Here is an 18,416-nt window from a genome sequence, read left to right as displayed (position 1 = left end):
AACTAGATCCCCTCCAATTTAAATCCGTCGATGCTTAAAAATAAAATATCCAACAACGAAAAATCCTAGTCCATAAATAAGTGTGCCTATTATTAGTTGAACATTACTTAAATTTGAAAATAGAAAGTACTTTTTATTAGATAATTGATTAATTACATAAATCATATTCAACGGATTCCATTTTATAAAATTGACTGAAGTCGGAATGCTTTTCATGATGGCGGTTGAGATATTCGATCCTAAAAACACGATTAATAATCCCATCGCAATTACAAACGATTCATTTTGAGTTAAAACAATAAGAAGAAAAGCAAGTGCAATCACAAAAATCATATACAATAGATAACCAACGACATTCAATAAGAGGGAAATTAAAACAGTATGTTGATCATTAACAAGCGAAAACCAGGAAAATTCTTGATTAGCTAAAAAGAACGTAAATATCAAAGTTAACAAGGAACCAAGTCCTAATAAAGTTATTCCATAAAACATCACAATCATAAACTTAGATAAATAAATCTTGAATTTATTAGAAGTTTTATAAAACAGAGTACTAATAGTATGGTTACGGTATTCAATAGCAATAAAATCAGACGCAATCGCAATTAAAATCACGATGGACCATTGCCCCATACCGAAACCTTGCGTAACCACTAAATTGTCATTATTTCTCGTTATGGCACTGTAAAGCATTAAAACAAACAAAACCGCAATTCCATATAAAGGTAACCTTTGGTGAATGAATTTATAAAATTCATGTCGTAAACTGGCAATCATTCTATTGAACCCCTTCTTTCTCCAGAATTTGGACTACAATTTTTTCCAAATTACCATTATCAGGGGTCAACTCTTCAAGATAAATACTATTATCAGCCAAAATTTCTTGAATTTTATCCAAATTGTTTCGATTAATTACATAAAAATCATTCTCATCAATAAAATCAATTTTGAATTTCTTTAAGATATCTTTTGTCTTATTCATATTTCGTGTAATTAATCGGTATTTTTGATCATTAGTTTCAAAAATTTCTTGCAATGACTTACTTAAAATTATTTTGCCATTTTTTAAAATTAAAATATCCGTCATGACTTTTTGTAATTCTGATAAGATATGACTAGAAATTAAAAAGGCAGTACCATTTTGGGCATATTCCCTAATGATCTTTCTAACGCCAATGGTAGCTTCAATGTCTAAACCGTTCATTGGCTCATCCAAAATAACTAAATCAGGTTTATTTAATAAAGCAATTGAAATCCCCAATTTTTGTTTCATTCCAATAGAATAATTTTTAGATTTTTGGTCAATGTATGAATCCATCTCTAATAACGAAACAATATGATGCATATCCGTTGAATCTTTACTATATAATTTAAGGTTCTCCAGCCCTGTTAAAAATGGATAAATAGCTGGATTTTCAACCAACGCTCCCACTTTTTTCAGTGCAATATGGTTAGTGGTGGTGACACTTTGACCATTTAAAGAAACTGATCCTTTAAACTTTAGAAGACCTAAAATTGTTTTCATAATCGTACTTTTACCAGCTCCATTGGGACCGATTAAACCTACAATTTCACCAGATTTAACTTCAAACGAAACATTTTTCAAAACATGATTTTTTCCAAAAGAAACACTAATATCTTTTACTGAAAGCATACCAATTCCTCTCTATAAACCTAACTATGGAACATTTCTGCGACAGTAAACACAAATCCAGTTACTAAAATCAAAATTAAAACAATCCACCAATATCTAGCTAAGAATTCCCACACATTATTAATCGGATGATATCTTTCGTTAACGTTTTGAGGAGAATCGTATCCATTTTGATTAGATGAATTATTATCTGGTTTATCTCCAAATAACAACACCTCTACCGGAATTTGAAAAATTTTGGCAATTTTCTCAATTGTATTTAAATTTGGAGTAGTTTCGCCAAGTTCCCATTTCGAAACTGTTTGACGGGTCACGTACAAATCATTTGCCAACTCTTCTTGAGAAATTCCCTTTTCTTTTCGTAATTTTTGTAATTGCTGAGCAAAAATAATTTTCATTTATGTACTCCTTTAAGTTTTATTAATTTAAATATACCGTAGACAGAAGAATAATAAAGCACTCCTTTATAAGGAATAGCACTTCTAAAGTGGAATTATGTTAATTAATGTTTGCATAGTTAGGTGCATAACTGTTCCCAAACCACACACTATCCACGTGCATTTATCAGTTTTTTATTTTCACCATTCCCCACAAACTACGTTATAATTGACCACGTAATAGCTTTAAATAAAGGGAGCGTTTTATATGTTTAATGAAAAAGAAAAAGGTTTTGATGGATGGGCCCTAATTGCGGGAATTATCTTTGTTGCCGCTGGACTCTTTGTCTTCATCAAACCATTTGCCACACTGCAGGCACTAGCCGTTATTTTAGGAATCGTGGCACTCTGCATTGGCCTGTATCACTTGGTGCTTCATCATCAACTGCAAAAGAACTTTGATGTTTCGGGATACTTGATTATCATCAATGGAATTATCGATATCATCATTGGTCTGATCCTGTTATTCAGCCGTTCATTTGGCTTCTACCTCATCGCCATCGCCTTTGCGATCTGGTTCATCGTTGACTCTGGTCTAAGTATCTACTCGGCAACCAAAGCACAACAGAAGTCAGCCAAACGTTACTACTGGTTAATCGTAACGGCTGGTATCATCGGAATTATCATTGGAATTATCCTTTTGTTTACCCCATACCTTTCAAACGCCGTTGTTATTATCTTCATCGGCATCTACTTCATCGTTGAAGGAATTAAGTTATTGGTAATGGCATTTTAAATTAGGTATTAATTAAAAGGGATTCATATGGAAAATAATGATAAAAAAATCCAACATTTTTGGAATAATCTGTTGAATAAAAATCTGGCTCAAAAAACTAAAACTAATGATATGGGTCAAATTATTATCGATCCCGATTCAGATGACCAATCACTAATTGATTGGTATCTCAAAGGTTAAGCAAACCAAAAATGGCCTCACGTACTCAAATACGTGAAGCCATTTTCTTTTGTCAATTTTATTTAAATTAATGAGTTTCCCAATAGCAACATGATAAACACGAGCACTAAGTCTAAGTAAACAAAGCTACTTACGACCTGCCACTTCCCCATCGTGTAACTCGACCAAATCGAATTAATGATAATAAAAACCAGTTCAATGTAGATCAGCAGGGCAATCAAACTACCGCCGACCATTGTAAAACCACCAATGACGGAATGCGGACCAAGGTGAAGGTGAAACGGTCCAAATTTCAGCCAGAAAACCACGACCGCCGACTGAATGACCAACAGGACGCTCAACACCACGTTAATCCAGAACATGATGCTGTTCTTGACGAGTAAGGGTTCTAACTGCCCATGAATCAAGAAGTAGCCGATTCCTGTCAAAATCACCATCACTAACAGGGTAATTCCAATAATCTCGAGATTAGCGCTCAAAAGCTGCTTATGACTCTCGGTCACAATGTTAATCTTGCGTCCCGTCCACGTGATGATGTCGCATCCCAAGATGAACACCATCCAGTAGATCAACATCATCCAAAACTTAGGATACAGACTAATCGGGTGATAAATCATGAAGGCGTAGACGGCAGTGAAGAACAGCACGGCTAACACAAAATACGGTCGATTCATTACGGAAGCGGCTGCTCCACAAATCAAGGTCGAAGCCGCGAGCCACGACCACTGATAACCCTTCCCCTTTGACTCGAAGAAGGCCATTGGAACCGCCATAAAAATGAAGATTAGACCAATCTCAGCCGACAGGTGAAAAGCTTCATAATAAAGTAAGTCTAAAATGACGAAAGCATACGCCACGAACTCCAGCGATAACGTTTTGAATTGACGCGTCTTGACAAGTTTTTTTAACATGAAATTCCCCTTTATTAGTTCTTCTGGTATCTATTTTACACCCAATTAAACTCAATTTTCTAAATGTTTGTACTATCGTGAGCGTTTGGGTATGATGAAATTGAGCCCAGGAGGTGAATAAAATGGAAGACATTGATATTGATGAACTCAATCCCACCACGATGGTGGAATACTTTGAAAATGAACGGAAAAATAAATTCGACGTTGGTTACATTTTAAAACATAACGACAAGTATGCGCTGATGAGGACCATTGACCTCGAAGGTCGTCTTGATAACTACGAATTAATCGATCTGACGAAAGAAGTTCCGGTTTTTAACACGGGAACTCCATACTTAAAACAGATGATCGAGTATCGGACCCTTGCGACCGAATATGGGCTTAAGGATACACCACAAATTAAAACAATTGAAGACCTTCCTTTTAAGAATCCACTTCAGGAGGTCCTTGATTATCTGTCACGGAGTGAAGTGAATTTTGAAGTCGTCACAATTAACAAGAAGAACCAGAAAAAAGACCGCATCGGCTACATGAAAAATCGGGAACCGTCCAATTTCTCACTGATTTCACGAGCCGTTGACGATCCGTTTGACCCCATTTTAAATGAGGAACACAAGATCAAACTCAAAAAGATCGAGATTGTGTGTTTCAATTCATGGGAGCTCATCTTTTTGACTGATCTAATCAAAAATGATTAGGAGGAGATTTATGTCCAAGTCAACTAAGATTATTATTGCCATCGCTGTTGTACTTGTAATCGTACTACTCGTCTGCATGGCGTTAGTACTGTTAATTCCCGGTCCAATTGGTGAAATTTCAAACGCAGTTTAAGGTTCAAACTAAAAAAGGTGATCACGCGATTCGATCGTGTGGTCACCTTTTCGTTAATAGCAGTATTTAAAATCATTCTAGGACCAAACTAATCCTGCCGCTCCTTAAGCTTCCCCCGAAAATCAGACAACTGATGGTAGCCCTTGTGAAGCATGATAGCTGTCAGTTCAGAATCCAAACGTGAAAAGATTTCAGGGCCTTCCTTTAAAAGGGCCGTTCCGACCTCAACCACATCAGCACCACACAGGATTAACTCAAAGGCATCCTTTCCAGTACGAACGCCACCAGTTCCGATAATCTTGATTTCCGGCTTCAAACGCTTTCTGAAGGCTCGTACATTTGCCAGTGCCACGGGCTTGACGTATGAACCACCGATGCCGCCAAAACCACCCTTGGGGGAAATGACTGCTGATTCGGTGTCAGCGTCCACAATTAAGCCGTTACCAACACTGTTAATGGTGTTGATGTAGGTCAAGGGATACTGGTTCAAAATCTTACTTATAGCGTCGTATTGTTGTAAGTCAAAATACGGTGGTAACTTGAGGCCCAGTGGCTTGGTGTAAAAACTAAAAATGGCTTCCATGGCCGCGTGAACGGCCGCAAAGTCGTAACCGATCTGTGGCTTGCCAATCACATTTGGACACGACAAGTTAAGCTCACAGAGACCGGTAAAGCTACTGTCTTGAATCTTTCTTAGAGCTGTGATGTTGTCACCAAGGGAGGTTCCCGAGATTGATAAATCGATTGGTTTGTTAATCTGATTCTGTTCAATGTAATCAAGATAGTATGTCAGTCCCTTGTTTGGTAATCCCATGGAATTGATACTGCCAAATTCTGTTTCGGCATAGCGCGGCTTGGGGTTCCCCTCACGTGGCTCTAACGTGGCACTCTTGGTCGTCACGCCACCAGCTTCGGATTTCAGGATTTGATTCATCTCTTCGGCGGTTTCGTCAAAAACTCCAGCGGCATTTAAAAAGGGATGGGCAAACGTCTCGTTACCGATCTGTGCTGCAATTGAAATGTGATCCATTGTAAATAACTCCTTTGGTATATAAAAAGTCACAACTATTACTGGGCATTCAGAGAAGTTCCCATTTGTCATAGTTGCGACCGCGATTAGTTTAATTAGGATGAATAATCTTTTGGATTCTCTGAACCAATTAAAGATTGATTGTCATCATAATAACGATCCCCACCCTTAATTGTCAACTGAGAAAACTTGACTAAAAAATAATTGACTTTCTACGTCAATTTAGTTAGAGTATTTATCAAATAAATCGAGACTACTTTAATTCAATCCAGAGAGATTGAAAAGTTAACTGGTCATGTCAAAAAGTGGGCGTGCTACGTTAATTTGTAGTAGGCCCTTTATTTATGCAATTCAACCAAGTGACAATCTAGGAGGATCAAATGGCATATTCATACAAGCATGATTTAGTGACGGTCTCTGAAATGGACGAGAAACAGGTTTTACATAAGATTAAACTGGCGCAACTCTTCAAAGAGGGCAAGTCGGTGCAACTAAACCGCCCCACCTACGCAATGAACCTCTTCTTTGAGAACAGTACCAGGACACACACCAGCTTTGAGATGGCAGAACGCAGACTCGGAATCCAGGTCCTTCAGTTTAACGCTGATACTAGTTCGGTCACCAAGGGTGAGACCCTCTCCGACACCATCAAAACGCTTCAGGCGATTGGCGTTGACATCGCGGTCATTCGGCATCCCGAAAACGAGTACTACCGACAACTACTGGACGACAACCTGAAAATCAGCGTCGTTAACGGTGGTGACGGAAGCGGCCAGCACCCATCCCAATCACTTCTTGACATGATGACCATCTACCAGGAATTTGGCACCTTCAAGGATTTAAACGTCGGGATCATTGGCGACTTAAACCACTCCCGAGTGGCCCGTTCCAACATGGAACTTTTAACTAAACTCGGAGCGCACGTGTCGTTTGCGGGTCCCGACCAGTGGTACGACCCGAAATTTGAGGAGTACGGTAAACATTTAACCGTTGACGAACTGGCCCACAATTCCGACATTGTGATGTTACTCAGGGTGCAAAAGGAACGCCTCGGAAAAGAACTGGCGGACTTTGACGCCAACAGTTACCACGAACAATTTGGCTTAACTAAGGAGCGCTACCAAACGATGAAGGATAACGCCATCATCATGCACCCCGCTCCCGTCAACCGGGGAATTGAGATTGATTCCGACCTCGTGGAAGCTGACAAGTCGCGAATCTTTAAACAGATGACGAACGGGATGTACATGCGCATGGCCATTTTGACCGACGTCTTGGTCAACAAGGGGATCGTGAATCAGGCCGACATTAAGGAAATTGACGAACGATGAAAATTTTAATTCAAAACGGGCAAGTATTTCAAAATCAAGCGCTCAAACGGTGTGATTTACTGTTAGATGATGGTGTTATTAAACAAATTAAACTTCAAATTGAGCCGACGCAAGCCGACAGGGTCATTAACGCCAAGAATAAGGTGGTACTGCCAGGTTTGGTGGACGTGCACGTTCACTTCAGAGACCCCGGTCAAACGGAAAAGGAAACCGTCAAAACCGGTAGTGAAGCGTCCGCTCACGGTGGTTACACGACCGTTTGTGCCATGCCAAACGTCATGCCCGTCCCCAATACTCCTGATAAACTAAAATCAATGATTGAACATAACCTGCAACAGGGCGTTGTCAACGTGAAACAGTTCGCCCCCGTGACCTACAACGAACGTGGTGACCAACTCGTGAACTTTGCCGCAATGAAACAGGCTGGAGCCGTGGCCTTCAGTAACGATGGGATTGGAATTCAGAGCGCCCATACCATGTACAAGGCCATGAAAGAAATCGCTCAAACTGGATTGCCTCTGGCCGCCCACGTTGAAGACCACTCGTTAATGAACTGCGGCGTCATTAATGAAGGATCAGCATCCCAAAAACTTAGCCTAAAGGGTATTCCTGAAGTAACGGAAACCAGCCAACTAGCTCGCGACCTCGAACTAGCACGGATGAGCGGTGTTCATTACCACGTCTGTCACGTCTCAACGGCGCGCAGCGTGGAACTGATTCGACGGGCCAAAGCGGATGGTGTGCACGTCACCGCTGAGGTTTCCCCGCATCACCTGTTATTAGACGATTCCATGATTACCAGTGACGACCCCATGTACAAGATGAATCCACCACTGAGAACCAAAAAAGACCGGCAAGCGTTACTAGATGGATTATTGGACGGCACCATCGACATGATTGCGACCGACCACGCCCCTCACACCGTCTCTGACAAGGGGAATTCTTTTAACGATGCGGCTTTCGGGATTACCGGCATCGAAACAGCCTTTCCACTGCTGTACACCAGACTGGTTGAAACTGGGCGAGTCACTCTCAGTCAATTGATGGAATGGATGAGTAGCAAGCCAACCGCCTCCTTCAAGCTCTCAAAAGAAAACCAAATCAAGGTTGGTAATCACGCCAATTTCTCAGTCTGGAATCTCAATGCGCCGCATCAAATTACAACCAAAAACATGAAATCAAAGGGAATTAATTCGCCGTTTATTGGCAAGCAAGTCGATGCACAAAACCTCATGACCTTTGTTAACGGCCAAATCGTTTATCACTCATAATTAAAAAAATGCTTTACGTAATTAAATACGTAAAGCATTTTTACTATTGCGAGCTCAAATTAAGTCTTCGACAATGGCAGCGTTGAACTGATCCAAATCATCCGGTGTTCGACTCGTAATTAAGTGATGATCCTTTACCACTGGCTCATCTTTCACAATGGCACCAGCGTAGTAAATGTCGGTCTGAACGGTCTTATAAGCGGTCATCGTGCGACCTTTAACCAGTCCCGTCTGCATGAACAATTGGGGACCATGACAAATCGCAAACGTTGGCTTGTCAGCTAACAAGAAACTTCTCGCAAATTTAACAAACCGTGGGTCACCCCGCAGTTGATCTGGTGAAAAGCCACCGGGAACTAGCAAAGCATCAAAGCTTTCCGGCATAACATCGGCAATTCCAGCGTCAACCTTGGTCTTGTGTCCGTGTTTACCAGTGATTTCTTCGCCAGCCTTCTTATCGATGATCGTAATATCGTGACCAGCTTTTTTCAATGCTTCGACTGGTGAAGTCAATTCAACATCTTCAACGTCATTAGTTACAAGTACAGCTACTTTAGCCATTTCTTATCACTTCCTTATCTGTAATTTTACATGGAATGAAATTTCAGGGAAAATATTTTGCTTAAAAATTTATCACAACTTTAGAACCAATGAAACTTAACGGAAATTTGATTTACACTTCTCACTTAAAGCCGCTATAATTAACGTAACTACATTTTCCAGAATTCGAGGGTATTTTATGAACAAGTCCAAACATGACGTCAACCTAGTTTGCGTGACGGTCGCATCCTGCATCATCTTCGTCTTAGTGATCCTGATAGGATGTCTGTTAGTCTCAACTCATCACGCCAAGGCTAAAAACCAACAACTTATGACTAAGATTAGGACAACCCGGCAGGAAACCAATACGTTAAACGCCAAAAAGACCACGCAAAAAGTTCAAAAGCAGCACCAGACCGGAGTCGACATCACATCCATTCAGAAAAATAACGACCAGGTCTACCAAAAGGCCATGAAGATGGCATACATGGCCAAATCAAGCAAACAGCGTCAAGCCGTTAGTAAGCAGTTTAAAAAGGATCGTTTCGATCCAGCCTTTACTAAAACGGTTCTAAGTACCAAGGGACACAATAAAAAATACCTAAACCAAAAGATTGAGGACGTCTCCGTCAACAACGCTCGTTACGACAGCCAGTCTCAATCCTACAACTCGATGATCACCATTACCTTTGCCTCAAGGAAGAATAAGAAGCCAAACGTCTTGAATTACGTCGTTAACTACAACGTTAAGAAACGAAAGACGACCCTCGTTGGGACTTCATGGACCAGCACGTTCGTGGCGTTAGGAGGTCAAGAAATCAATGGCTAAAAACAACAAATTTCACCTCAATAAAAACGTCAGTGTTCTAGCAATCATGTTCGTAATCATTGTCGTCTTGCTCCTCGCTATCTTCACCCTGATGATTCATAATGACACCATTAACACCCAGGTTAAAACCAATCGAGCCACCCTTTCTGCTGAGCAGAAAACGTACAACCAACGGTTTAACTCCCTAAACAAGCGTTATAAGAATCGCCTTTTAAACACCGATAATCAAAAGGTCGGCAGTATTCTGCAAAACCAACACATGGCCGACACGACCTACAAGAACCTAAACGAATTCTTCCAGATTTTCTACACCTACGATAATGACGACCAATTCCTAGCACGTCCTCAAGTCCTAAAAGACGCTGGACTCATCGGACCAAACTACGCTAGCAACCAAAAGGTCTTTGGCAAACAAGGAAACAAGCAGACCAAGGATAAGGTCAAAAGCATGGGCATCAAGAGTAAAATGGTCGGGCTACAGATGTACGACAATCCCAACAGTCCCGAAACGATTAAAAAGATTCGCGTCATCGTCACGTACGCAACCAAGTACAACCAAAACGGCGGTGACAACGTCGACAAGCTGGGTGACGTGCTGTATAACACCAAGACCAATCAAGTCTTAAGTTATCAACCAATCGTGACCGTGGGCCACTCGCTAGTGACGAAGTGGGCTCAATGAAAATAGCCTTCAGGAAATTCCTGAAGGCTATTTTTTTGAACTAATTTACTTTAATTAAACAAATTTTTCAAACTTCTCGTATTTAACCATGATACCGAGTTATTTGACCCGATGTTTTAAATCATGAAGTGCCAAAGCCATTGCTGAAGCAATAAAGCCAAGACCGATTAACTCGAGAATTAACGAGTCGTTCTCACCAGTTTGTGGCAAGTTCTTGGAATTCTGCTTAGCATTCTTTTCTGAAGAATTGAAAGCCTGGTGAATGGCTTGCGTGCTTTGCGGTTCGACTACTTGACTACCGTTCTGCTTCGTTGAAGCTTCTGGTGTACCGGTCTGACTGCCATTATTTGGAACTACCGCAGATCCACCATTGTTAGTTGGTTGACCTGGCATGACAGAATTGCCACTTGGTTGGTTTGGAGTTACCGAACTGCCACCATTACCGTTTCCACCGTTATGACTTGGTGTAATCAGGTTAGTGCCGTTACCACCATTGTTGCTTGGATGGTTCGGAGTTGGTGCATTCTTAGCCAAAACCGTGACCGTTACTACCAATGTGTCCCCGTTTGAAGCGGTAATGATAACTTTGTATTGACCAGGAACTTGGTTATTAACTTTCGAGGTGTCAATGCTTGTGATCGTTGCTTCCGTACCATCAGCGTTAGTTGCTCTAGCACCGTAGGCAGCGGCATTGGTAGGAACTAGATCACCAACGTGAATGGTAATTCCGTGACCTTCAAGACTCGTCTTATCCGCTAAGACGGTCACCGTTACTACTAATTTCTTGCCATTTGATGAAGTAATGACAACGGGATATTGACCAGGAACCTTATTATTAACCTTGGAAGTGTCGACGCTAGTGATACTTGCTTCTGTACCGTCCGTGTTAGTGGAACTGGCACCATAAGCTTGCGGGTCAGTTGGGACCTGATCACCAACGTAAATAGTTAATCCGTGTCCCACTAACGTTGCTTCGTCAGGGAGTACTGTAACCGTGACACCCAGTTTTTCACCATTGTTGGCGGTAATCGTTACCGGATAAACGCCAGGAACCTCATTGTTTACTTTGGATACGTCAATGTTTGTGATTTGAGCTGGATTGCCGTCGTAATCAGTTGCTTGAGCATCATAAGCTGCTGGGTCGGTTGGAACTTTTTGACCAACGTAAATCTTGATGTTGTTAGCACTTAAGCGCGTGTGATTCTTCAAGACAGTGACGGTCACGGTGATACTTTCACCGTTATCTGAAGTAATGGTGACCGGGTAATCACCAGGAACTTGGTTATTAACCTTCGAAACGTCAATCTTGGTAATTTTGGCGGGTTTCCCATTCTTGTAGGTTGCTTTAGCACCATATGCACTTGGCCACGTTGGAACCTGTCTCCCAATTCTGATGCTGGTTCCATGAGCGGCAATGCTAATCCGACTCTTAACGACCGTGACGGTGACACCTAGTGTCTCACCATTGTCAGCGTGAATCCAAACTGGATAAACGCCAGGAACCTCATTGTTTACCTTCGACACATCAATCTTAGTGATTTTAGCCGGATTGCCATCATAATCAGTTGCCTTAGCGTCATAAGCAGCTGGGTCGGTTGGAACCTGGTCGCCAGTATAGATGGTCAGGTTATGCGCACTTAAACTCGTGTGGTTAAAGAGCACGTGAACGTAGACCGTCTTGGTTAAACCGTTTGACGCACTGATAACAACCGGATAATCTCCCGCTTTAGTGTTATTGACTTTGGAAGTGTCAATCCCAGTAATTGTTGCTGGACTGCCATCTGGGTTCAGAGCGGTCGCACCATAGGATTTAGCGTCGTCTGGAACGGCTTGCCCAATTCGAATACTGATATCGTGACCGGTAACCGCGTCAGCGGGAATGGGAACAACGGTGACGGTTCTATTGAGTTGCGGACCATTAGGATCACTAGTACCCATTATTATGACGTGATAAGTCCCTGGCTTGTTGGCATCTACACCACCATAGACACCCCAAATGGCCATGCTAGGCCATGTTGGGTTTCCCATAATTGCGTCATAACTATCTGGATCGGAAAAATCAATATTAGTTGGATTTCCTTGATAGACGACAAGATTATTAGCGGTAAAATTAACCACTTGGACAATTCCAGTGGTCCAAACACTTCCATCAGAAAGGGTGAAACCATATTTGTATGTTCCAGGAACCTCATTATTAACATCTGAAACATCGATGGAAGTAACCGTTAATGGAGTGCCATTTACACTAGCAGTAATACTGTAGTCAGCGGGATCAGTCGGAACTGGCTGACCTTTCATAACATCAATGGCACCCGCCGTTATGTTATAAACCTTGTCACTTAACTGAACGTTATTAGTGGTTTTCGGTGCTTGCTTTTCTGGAGCAACTACTTGTTTATTAAAATTGGCACCTTGATTATCAGTTTTTTGACTAGCTTGATTAGCGGGTGCTGGGGCAGTCTTTTGGTCAGTTGCGTTTTGTTGGCCGTTATTTGGCTCTGGTTGAGTCGATTGATTTTTGCTTTGCGCATCGTTCTGACTAGCAGTGGCTTGGTTGTTAGTCGGTTGTGAATTTGTTTGAGCTGCTCTTTCGGTTTGACCGTTACCTTTCTTCGATGACGATTGGTCCACCTGCGCAGTGTTAGTCGTCGGTTTAAATGAATCAGTTTGTCCTGGTTGAGCACTGACCATTGGAGCTGTACCAGTGGTCTGACTGGTATTAGCTTGAGCCGCATTATCCTGCGTTTGAGTTACGGCTCGATTCGACTTACTTTGATTTTCTGGTTGCGATTGAGCAGACGTCGTGACTAGGTCACCCTTTACTGGTTGACTGGACGCTGCTTTTTTAATAATTTGTATATTATGATTATTATTATTAGATTGACCGTTAGTATCGGCGCTTGCGCCAACCGTCAATCCTCCGACGGTAGCGACGGTCACAATGGCTGCGACCATCCACCGCTTTCCGGCTTTATACATCTTGTAATGTTTCTTGGTATTGTTCTGCATAAGGTTTCCCCTCTCGTTCTAAAATACATCTTGTGAATTATCAGAATATATAGTAAAACTGCTGTTTATATATTCACAATTGACATTGTAAACACGATGATGTCAGCAATCAACCTTTTAATATGCTTCACAATGTTTGTAAAACGTACTAGCAGAGAGGGGTTATAAAATAATAATTACTACGTAAAAATAGCGTGCGAAATCTAGCAACCCGTAATTTTTATCGAATTTCCGATATTTAAATTTCCTCTTACGAATGATTAGTCAATTTATCATTGATTTGCCGGTAATTATAGCTAATCTTGCCAAAAAGCGTTTCTTATTTAATTAATTGATTAAAATAACACGAGTCTTATCCAATCGTTCACAATTTATCTACTGTCAATTCTTTTTTTGACCGATTTTGTGGGAGTAAAATTCACAAAAATATTTGCAAAAATTTTTTTATTCCCGCACCAAATTAATTTTAAAAGTTTGATTAAATCTGGCTTTTGTTAAATAACTTTTCATAAATTAGCCATAAAAAAATGGCCAACATCCATTTCATAGATGTCGACCATTCAATTTAATTTAAAGCTTATTTGGTTTCTTTTTTATCTTTAAACCATTTTCCTAGTCCAAAGATGCCAAGAATTGAAAGTAACATAATTCCAATGACACTTAGGACACCGTTATCTTCTTGACCAGTTTGTGGCAACTCACCCTTCTTATTAGTGTTGGTTGCATTTTCCTTAGCTTCATTAGTCCCATGTTTTTGTGACTTAACATGGGTATTATTTTCTGAAGTAGAGGATTCTGGGGCGGTTGTTTCTGAAGAATTCGAGTTGTTCTTATTTGAACTTCCATTACTTTCAGGAACCGCATTGCCATTGTGATCATTTGGTGTCATTATACCATTTCCACCATTGTTGTTTGGTGTGTTTGGTTCAACGTTGTTCCCACTTTCACCATTGTTTCCATTAGTTGGATTCTCTGGTTTCGTTGGGTTTCCACCATTGTGGTCCTCCGGATGATTTGGCGTTGGGCTAGTTTCACCTGTCTGTTCCTTAGAATAGATAACTTTTTCTGTTCCCATCTCATCTGGACCGATGGTTCCATTGACGACCGCTTGATCGGGAGTCATGTCAGCAACACTTGGTGATTTAACACTATAAGTATTGTCATCACTCGTCCAATCGTTCCATGTGACTTCACCCGTTGCCAAATCTTTGGTTCCAGTTCGAGTGAAGTTAGCCGTAATCGTCTTTGATGGAGCTACTTGGTTACCATCCTTATCAACATAGTGAATGGTAACCTGACCAGTTGTCTGATCTGATACTGCTTCAGTGTTATGCGTGTAAACAACATTTACTGAATCATACTCATTTGGAGTAATAGTTCCGCTAACTGAGTCCTTATCAGGAGTCATGTTAGCAATTTCTGGTGAGGCAACGTTGTAAGTATCACTGCCATCGCTCATCCATGGTCCCCAGGTAAGTTCACCCGTTGCAAAGTCCTTCGTCCCATTTCGAGTGAAGTTAACGGAAATAGTCTTTGAAGGTGCCACTTGGTTACCATTTTGATCAACATAGTGAATGGTTCTTTGACCAATTGCATTACCAGTTACTGAAGCCGTGTCATGGGTGTAGTAAACATTAATTGTATTATTTTCCCCACGAACAACGTTTCCAATAACTTGATATTTATCGGGTACCATGTTGTAAACCTTAGGTGAATCAACATTGTAATGAGCATCATCACTCGTCCAATCATTCCAAGTAACATCATTCGTTACTAAATTCTTAGTCCCAGTCCGGGTGAAATGACCAGTAATAACCTTTGATGGTGCCACTTGGTTGCCACCAGTTTTGTCAATGTAATTGATGGTTGTTTGACCAGTAGCTTGCTCACTTACTTCCGTAGTGTCGTCAGCATAAGTAATATTTATTTCACTGTTATCATTTGGGTTAATCGTTCCGCTGACTGATTTCTGACTAGGAGTTCTGTTAGGAACATTTGGCGATGCAACGTCGTAAGTGTTATCAGTACTTGTCCAATCGTTCCAAGTAACTTTACCAGTTACCAAATTCTTAGTTCCAGTCCGAGTAAAGTGGGCAGTAACTGTCTTCGATGGGGCAACCTGATTGCCATTTTGATCAACATAGTTAATGGTTACTTGCCCAGTGGCTTTATCCTTTAAATCTTCAGTATTATCAGTGTAAACCACTTTTGTTGAACCATTTTCGTCAGGATTGATGGTTCCACTGACTGAATCCTGACTAGGAGTTCTGTTAGGAACACTTGGTGATAGAATGTCATAAGTGTTATCGGTACTTGTCCACTTATTCCAGCTAGTCTTATTTGTCAATGGGTCTCTTTGACCAGTCCGGGTGAAGTGCGCGGTAATGACCTTATCTGGTTGGAGGGTATTACCATTTTGATCAACGTAATGAATGGTAAATGTTCCAGTGGTTGAGTCTGTAACTTCTTGACTAAGAACGACTGTGACACTCACCGTCTTATAACTCGTCAATCCTTTCGAATTGGTTGTCTTATAAGTCACGTTATAGACACCAGCCTGCTTGTTAGCAATGGCTTCTCTTAAAGCGGCATCATCGGAGATTTCAACTTTATCGCTGGTTCCGTCTTGAACATCACTTGAACTTACACCATCTAACAGGTAACTGTCCAAATTATCAATGTTGAAGGTGTCAGCATTTAATGACTTATCACTGGCCGTGATGGATGGGAAGAAACCTTGTTGGTCATTAGTTTGGTAAACAAAACCCATGGGAATACTATTATTTCTCGAAGTTCCCTGATCATCATGATAACCAAAGTTAACGGAATATCTGCCACCAGTATTTGGAGCAATAAAATTACCAGTAAACTGTAAGTATTGAATGGTTACCCCATCTGGGAAAGTAATTGATAATCTAGCATGGTTTGCATCAATTTGGTCAACTTGAACCTGAACGCCAGGCAAAACCTGTCTTAACTGATCTAACGTAATCCACTGGCCAGCATACTGTCCGGCCCATCCAGGTGAATAAACTCCAGGACTAGGAATTCCAAAACGAAGTCCATTTAAATCAAAAGAAGCTCCGTCACCCTGAATGTCAACGGTCCAGGTTCTGCCAGTCAAATTATTTAGATTAGGGTCAGGATCTTGATTTGGGTAAAGCACGTTAGCAAAACTAGGTTGATCACCCTTAGCCGGATCATAAATTGAATCACCATAAGTAGGAGTTGAAACCGGATTATTAGCAGTTGGCCCCCCGTATGGTGCTGCAACTCCAGCATAGTTATTTCCGATTCCAGATCCTAGGTTAGGCGCCTGAACTCGGTTAGGTGATGGTTGGTCATTATTAGAAGCAACGTATCCATAGTAAAATTTGTTTATCAAATAAGTGGAATTACCCTGCTGAAATTCAGTTGAGAAATCAACTCCAACATTATTGGGAACATCTGGACTCGTTTGAAAGGGAATGTTCAAAGTAAATGAGAACGAACCAGTAGTAAACTCAATGTTTTTATCGAAAATGTAATAAACTTGACCATTTGCGGCATCAAACTCTAAGTGTCCATATTCTGAACCACCAGTCATTGAAATTTTATTCCAATTAATAACTTTTTTCATCATGCCATCACTGCCAGGATCAGTACTGTTGGCAATGTTAAAGATGATTCTATCACCAGCTTTGATGGTAGCATCCGCATCGGTAATATTAATGTCGGTTCGAACTGACATACTCCCAAATTGGTTAAAATTAGTATTGTCTGGAGATGCGTCACTCGTGATGTTGATGCCCTTTGGTAAAGTACTACTGTCACTAGTGGTATCGGCATTCATTTGTTGATTATTTCTTACAACATCAGGATTAGGCTGATTGGTATTTTTGGCGTCATCGTTTTTAGTCCGATTAGTATCATCCGGTTTGGCTTGGGTATCAGTTCCTTGATTCTTCTGGTCATCAGTTTTTGTCTGGTCAGCTTGTGAATCGAGCTTAGCTGTTGCATCATTTTTATTTGATGAATCCTGGGTCTGATTTTGATTATCAGAAGTAGCACTTGGTTGATTATCAGCCTGCTTCTTTACATCACTTGACTGGTAAGTCTTCGATTGGTCAGTTTTACTATCTTGTGATGATTGCTCAGTTTTTTGCTCCTGACTCGCTTGATTAGAATTACTCGTGGATGATTGTGATTCTTGATTACTATCATCCTGTTTTGACTGGTCATTTTGAGCCTGTGTTTGTGAATCAGTCGCTGGTTGAGTTGCTTGATCCGCCTGCTTTTGTGAATCAGCTGTTTGACTCTGGTTATCCTTTGTCTGACCATCTGTTGCACTGACAGCTTGGTCTGAACTACTTGGGTTTGCATCATTTTGATTAAATGATGTGGTTCCCGATTGTGTCGCCGTACTCGTCTGGTCTGCTTTTTGTTCAGACGGAACAGTTCCTTCATTGGCCTGCGTTGAAGTGGTGTCAGCGCTTGCTCCCAGTGTCATTCCACCGATTGTGAAAGTGGTGACAAGAGCGGCAACCATCCAACGTTTCCCAGACTTATACATCTTAAAACGTTTCTTTGAATCCCTAAACATAAATAAACACTCCTTAGTACCTAGCGGTTACAAAATAATAAATCACAAACTATACTTATTATTCATTATTACGGAGACTTATTATACATAAAAAATACGATAACTCAATCATTCTGTTTATCAAACTCGTCAATTAATTAGGTAATTCAGGTTGTGAATTTTCAAATATAAATCACCCTATGCTAGTACCAACACGTTCTCAGCAATTTATTCATTTCTTAATAAATTGCTGAATTTTTTAATTATTAAAAATATATAAAAAAGGCTAACACCCAAAATGGATGTTAGCCTTTAAACTTATTAATCTCGCTTAATTTTTAAATCACAAACTTACTTGGTTTCTTTTCGGTCTTTAAACCATTTCCCTAAGCCAAAGAAACTGAGAAGTGACAG

The 18,416-nt window shown here is 40.7% G+C and carries 16 protein-coding genes; 8 read left to right on the top strand and 8 right to left on the bottom strand.

Annotated features, from left to right (window positions below; genetic code table 11):
• Window positions 1-18: 18 nt before the first annotated feature.
• From AC6UD8_RS00080 to AC6UD8_RS00070, 3 genes are read right to left on the bottom strand one after another with little or no spacing between them, the layout of a single operon-like run.
• On the bottom strand, window positions 19-777 hold the full coding sequence (locus AC6UD8_RS00080; RefSeq protein ID WP_500698857.1) for an ABC transporter permease: 759 nt from the start codon (window positions 775-777) through the stop codon (window positions 19-21).
• A 1-nt stretch (window position 778) separates the two neighbouring features.
• Window positions 779-1,654, bottom strand: a complete 876-nt coding sequence (locus AC6UD8_RS00075; protein WP_500698856.1) for an ABC transporter ATP-binding protein — start codon at window positions 1,652-1,654, stop codon at window positions 779-781.
• 20 nt (window positions 1,655-1,674) lie between these two features.
• Complete coding sequence (locus AC6UD8_RS00070; RefSeq protein ID WP_500698855.1) at window positions 1,675-2,052, bottom strand: helix-turn-helix transcriptional regulator; 378 nt, start codon at window positions 2,050-2,052, stop codon at window positions 1,675-1,677.
• A gap of 247 nt (window positions 2,053-2,299) precedes the next feature.
• Between AC6UD8_RS00070 and AC6UD8_RS00065 the strand changes: the two genes are divergently transcribed.
• Both AC6UD8_RS00065 and AC6UD8_RS00060 read left to right on the top strand, forming a co-directional pair.
• Window positions 2,300-2,827 carry a DUF308 domain-containing protein gene (locus tag AC6UD8_RS00065; RefSeq protein ID WP_500695492.1) on the top strand — a complete coding sequence of 176 codons (528 nt, stop codon included), beginning with the start codon at window positions 2,300-2,302 and terminating at the stop codon, window positions 2,825-2,827.
• A 27-nt stretch (window positions 2,828-2,854) separates the two neighbouring features.
• Window positions 2,855-3,007 (top strand): hypothetical protein, encoded by a 153-nt coding sequence (locus AC6UD8_RS00060; RefSeq protein WP_500698854.1) that lies wholly within the window; start codon window positions 2,855-2,857, stop codon window positions 3,005-3,007.
• Window positions 3,008-3,069: 62 nt separating this feature from the next.
• On the opposite strand, the gene AC6UD8_RS00055 is transcribed toward AC6UD8_RS00060, so the two are convergent.
• On the bottom strand, window positions 3,070-3,918 hold the full coding sequence (locus AC6UD8_RS00055; protein WP_500698853.1) for a hypothetical protein: 849 nt from the start codon (window positions 3,916-3,918) through the stop codon (window positions 3,070-3,072).
• Between the two features lie 122 nt (window positions 3,919-4,040).
• Here AC6UD8_RS00055 and AC6UD8_RS00050 point away from each other — a divergent pair, with 122 nt between their 5' ends.
• Both AC6UD8_RS00050 and AC6UD8_RS00045 read left to right on the top strand, forming a co-directional pair.
• Complete coding sequence (locus AC6UD8_RS00050; RefSeq protein WP_500693257.1) at window positions 4,041-4,616, top strand: hypothetical protein; 576 nt, start codon at window positions 4,041-4,043, stop codon at window positions 4,614-4,616.
• 10 nt (window positions 4,617-4,626) lie between these two features.
• Window positions 4,627-4,749: a hypothetical protein gene (locus AC6UD8_RS00045; protein ID WP_500693256.1), complete on the top strand. Its 123-nt coding sequence runs from the start codon at window positions 4,627-4,629 to the stop codon at window positions 4,747-4,749.
• Between the two features lie 88 nt (window positions 4,750-4,837).
• On the opposite strand, the gene AC6UD8_RS00040 is transcribed toward AC6UD8_RS00045, so the two are convergent.
• Window positions 4,838-5,779, bottom strand: a complete 942-nt coding sequence (locus AC6UD8_RS00040; RefSeq protein WP_500698852.1) for a dihydroorotate oxidase — start codon at window positions 5,777-5,779, stop codon at window positions 4,838-4,840.
• A gap of 380 nt (window positions 5,780-6,159) precedes the next feature.
• On the opposite strand from AC6UD8_RS00040, the gene AC6UD8_RS00035 reads away from it, so the two are divergent.
• Together AC6UD8_RS00035 and pyrC are read left to right on the top strand one after the other, a co-directional pair.
• Window positions 6,160-7,110: an aspartate carbamoyltransferase catalytic subunit gene (locus tag AC6UD8_RS00035; RefSeq protein WP_500698851.1), complete on the top strand. Its 951-nt coding sequence runs from the start codon at window positions 6,160-6,162 to the stop codon at window positions 7,108-7,110.
• Complete coding sequence (pyrC, locus tag AC6UD8_RS00030) at window positions 7,107-8,381, top strand: dihydroorotase (RefSeq protein WP_500698850.1); 1,275 nt, start codon at window positions 7,107-7,109, stop codon at window positions 8,379-8,381. The genes AC6UD8_RS00035 and pyrC overlap by 4 nt, the downstream gene beginning before the upstream one ends.
• 54 nt (window positions 8,382-8,435) lie before the next feature.
• Here the strand turns inward: pyrC and AC6UD8_RS00025 are convergent, their stop codons facing one another.
• Entirely contained in the window at window positions 8,436-8,942 is a 507-nt protein-coding gene (locus tag AC6UD8_RS00025) for a type 1 glutamine amidotransferase domain-containing protein (RefSeq protein ID WP_500695500.1), read from the bottom strand.
• A 178-nt stretch (window positions 8,943-9,120) separates the two neighbouring features.
• Here AC6UD8_RS00025 and AC6UD8_RS00020 point away from each other — a divergent pair, with 178 nt between their 5' ends.
• Together AC6UD8_RS00020 and AC6UD8_RS00015 are read left to right on the top strand one after the other, a co-directional pair.
• The gene (locus AC6UD8_RS00020) at window positions 9,121-9,750 is read left to right on the top strand and encodes a hypothetical protein (RefSeq protein ID WP_500696321.1); all 630 of its coding nucleotides are present in this window, start codon (window positions 9,121-9,123) and stop codon (window positions 9,748-9,750) included.
• Complete coding sequence (locus tag AC6UD8_RS00015) at window positions 9,743-10,432, top strand: hypothetical protein (protein ID WP_500698849.1); 690 nt, start codon at window positions 9,743-9,745, stop codon at window positions 10,430-10,432. Before AC6UD8_RS00020 ends, AC6UD8_RS00015 begins: the two co-directional genes overlap by 8 nt.
• 99 nt (window positions 10,433-10,531) lie before the next feature.
• On the opposite strand, the gene AC6UD8_RS00010 is transcribed toward AC6UD8_RS00015, so the two are convergent.
• Together AC6UD8_RS00010 and AC6UD8_RS00005 are read right to left on the bottom strand one after the other, a co-directional pair.
• The gene (locus AC6UD8_RS00010) at window positions 10,532-13,441 is read right to left on the bottom strand and encodes a bacterial Ig-like domain-containing protein (RefSeq protein WP_500698848.1); all 2,910 of its coding nucleotides are present in this window, start codon (window positions 13,439-13,441) and stop codon (window positions 10,532-10,534) included.
• Between the two features lie 577 nt (window positions 13,442-14,018).
• Window positions 14,019-18,023 carry a mucin-binding protein gene (locus AC6UD8_RS00005; RefSeq protein ID WP_500698847.1) on the bottom strand — a complete coding sequence of 1,335 codons (4,005 nt, stop codon included), beginning with the start codon at window positions 18,021-18,023 and terminating at the stop codon, window positions 14,019-14,021.
• Window positions 18,024-18,416 lie beyond the last annotated feature (393 nt).

The sequence above is a fragment of the Fructilactobacillus sp. X1R3C1 genome (genome assembly GCF_059901545.1).
Note: the sequence above shows the minus strand (reverse complement) of the source record. Positions and strands in the feature narration are given on the sequence as shown.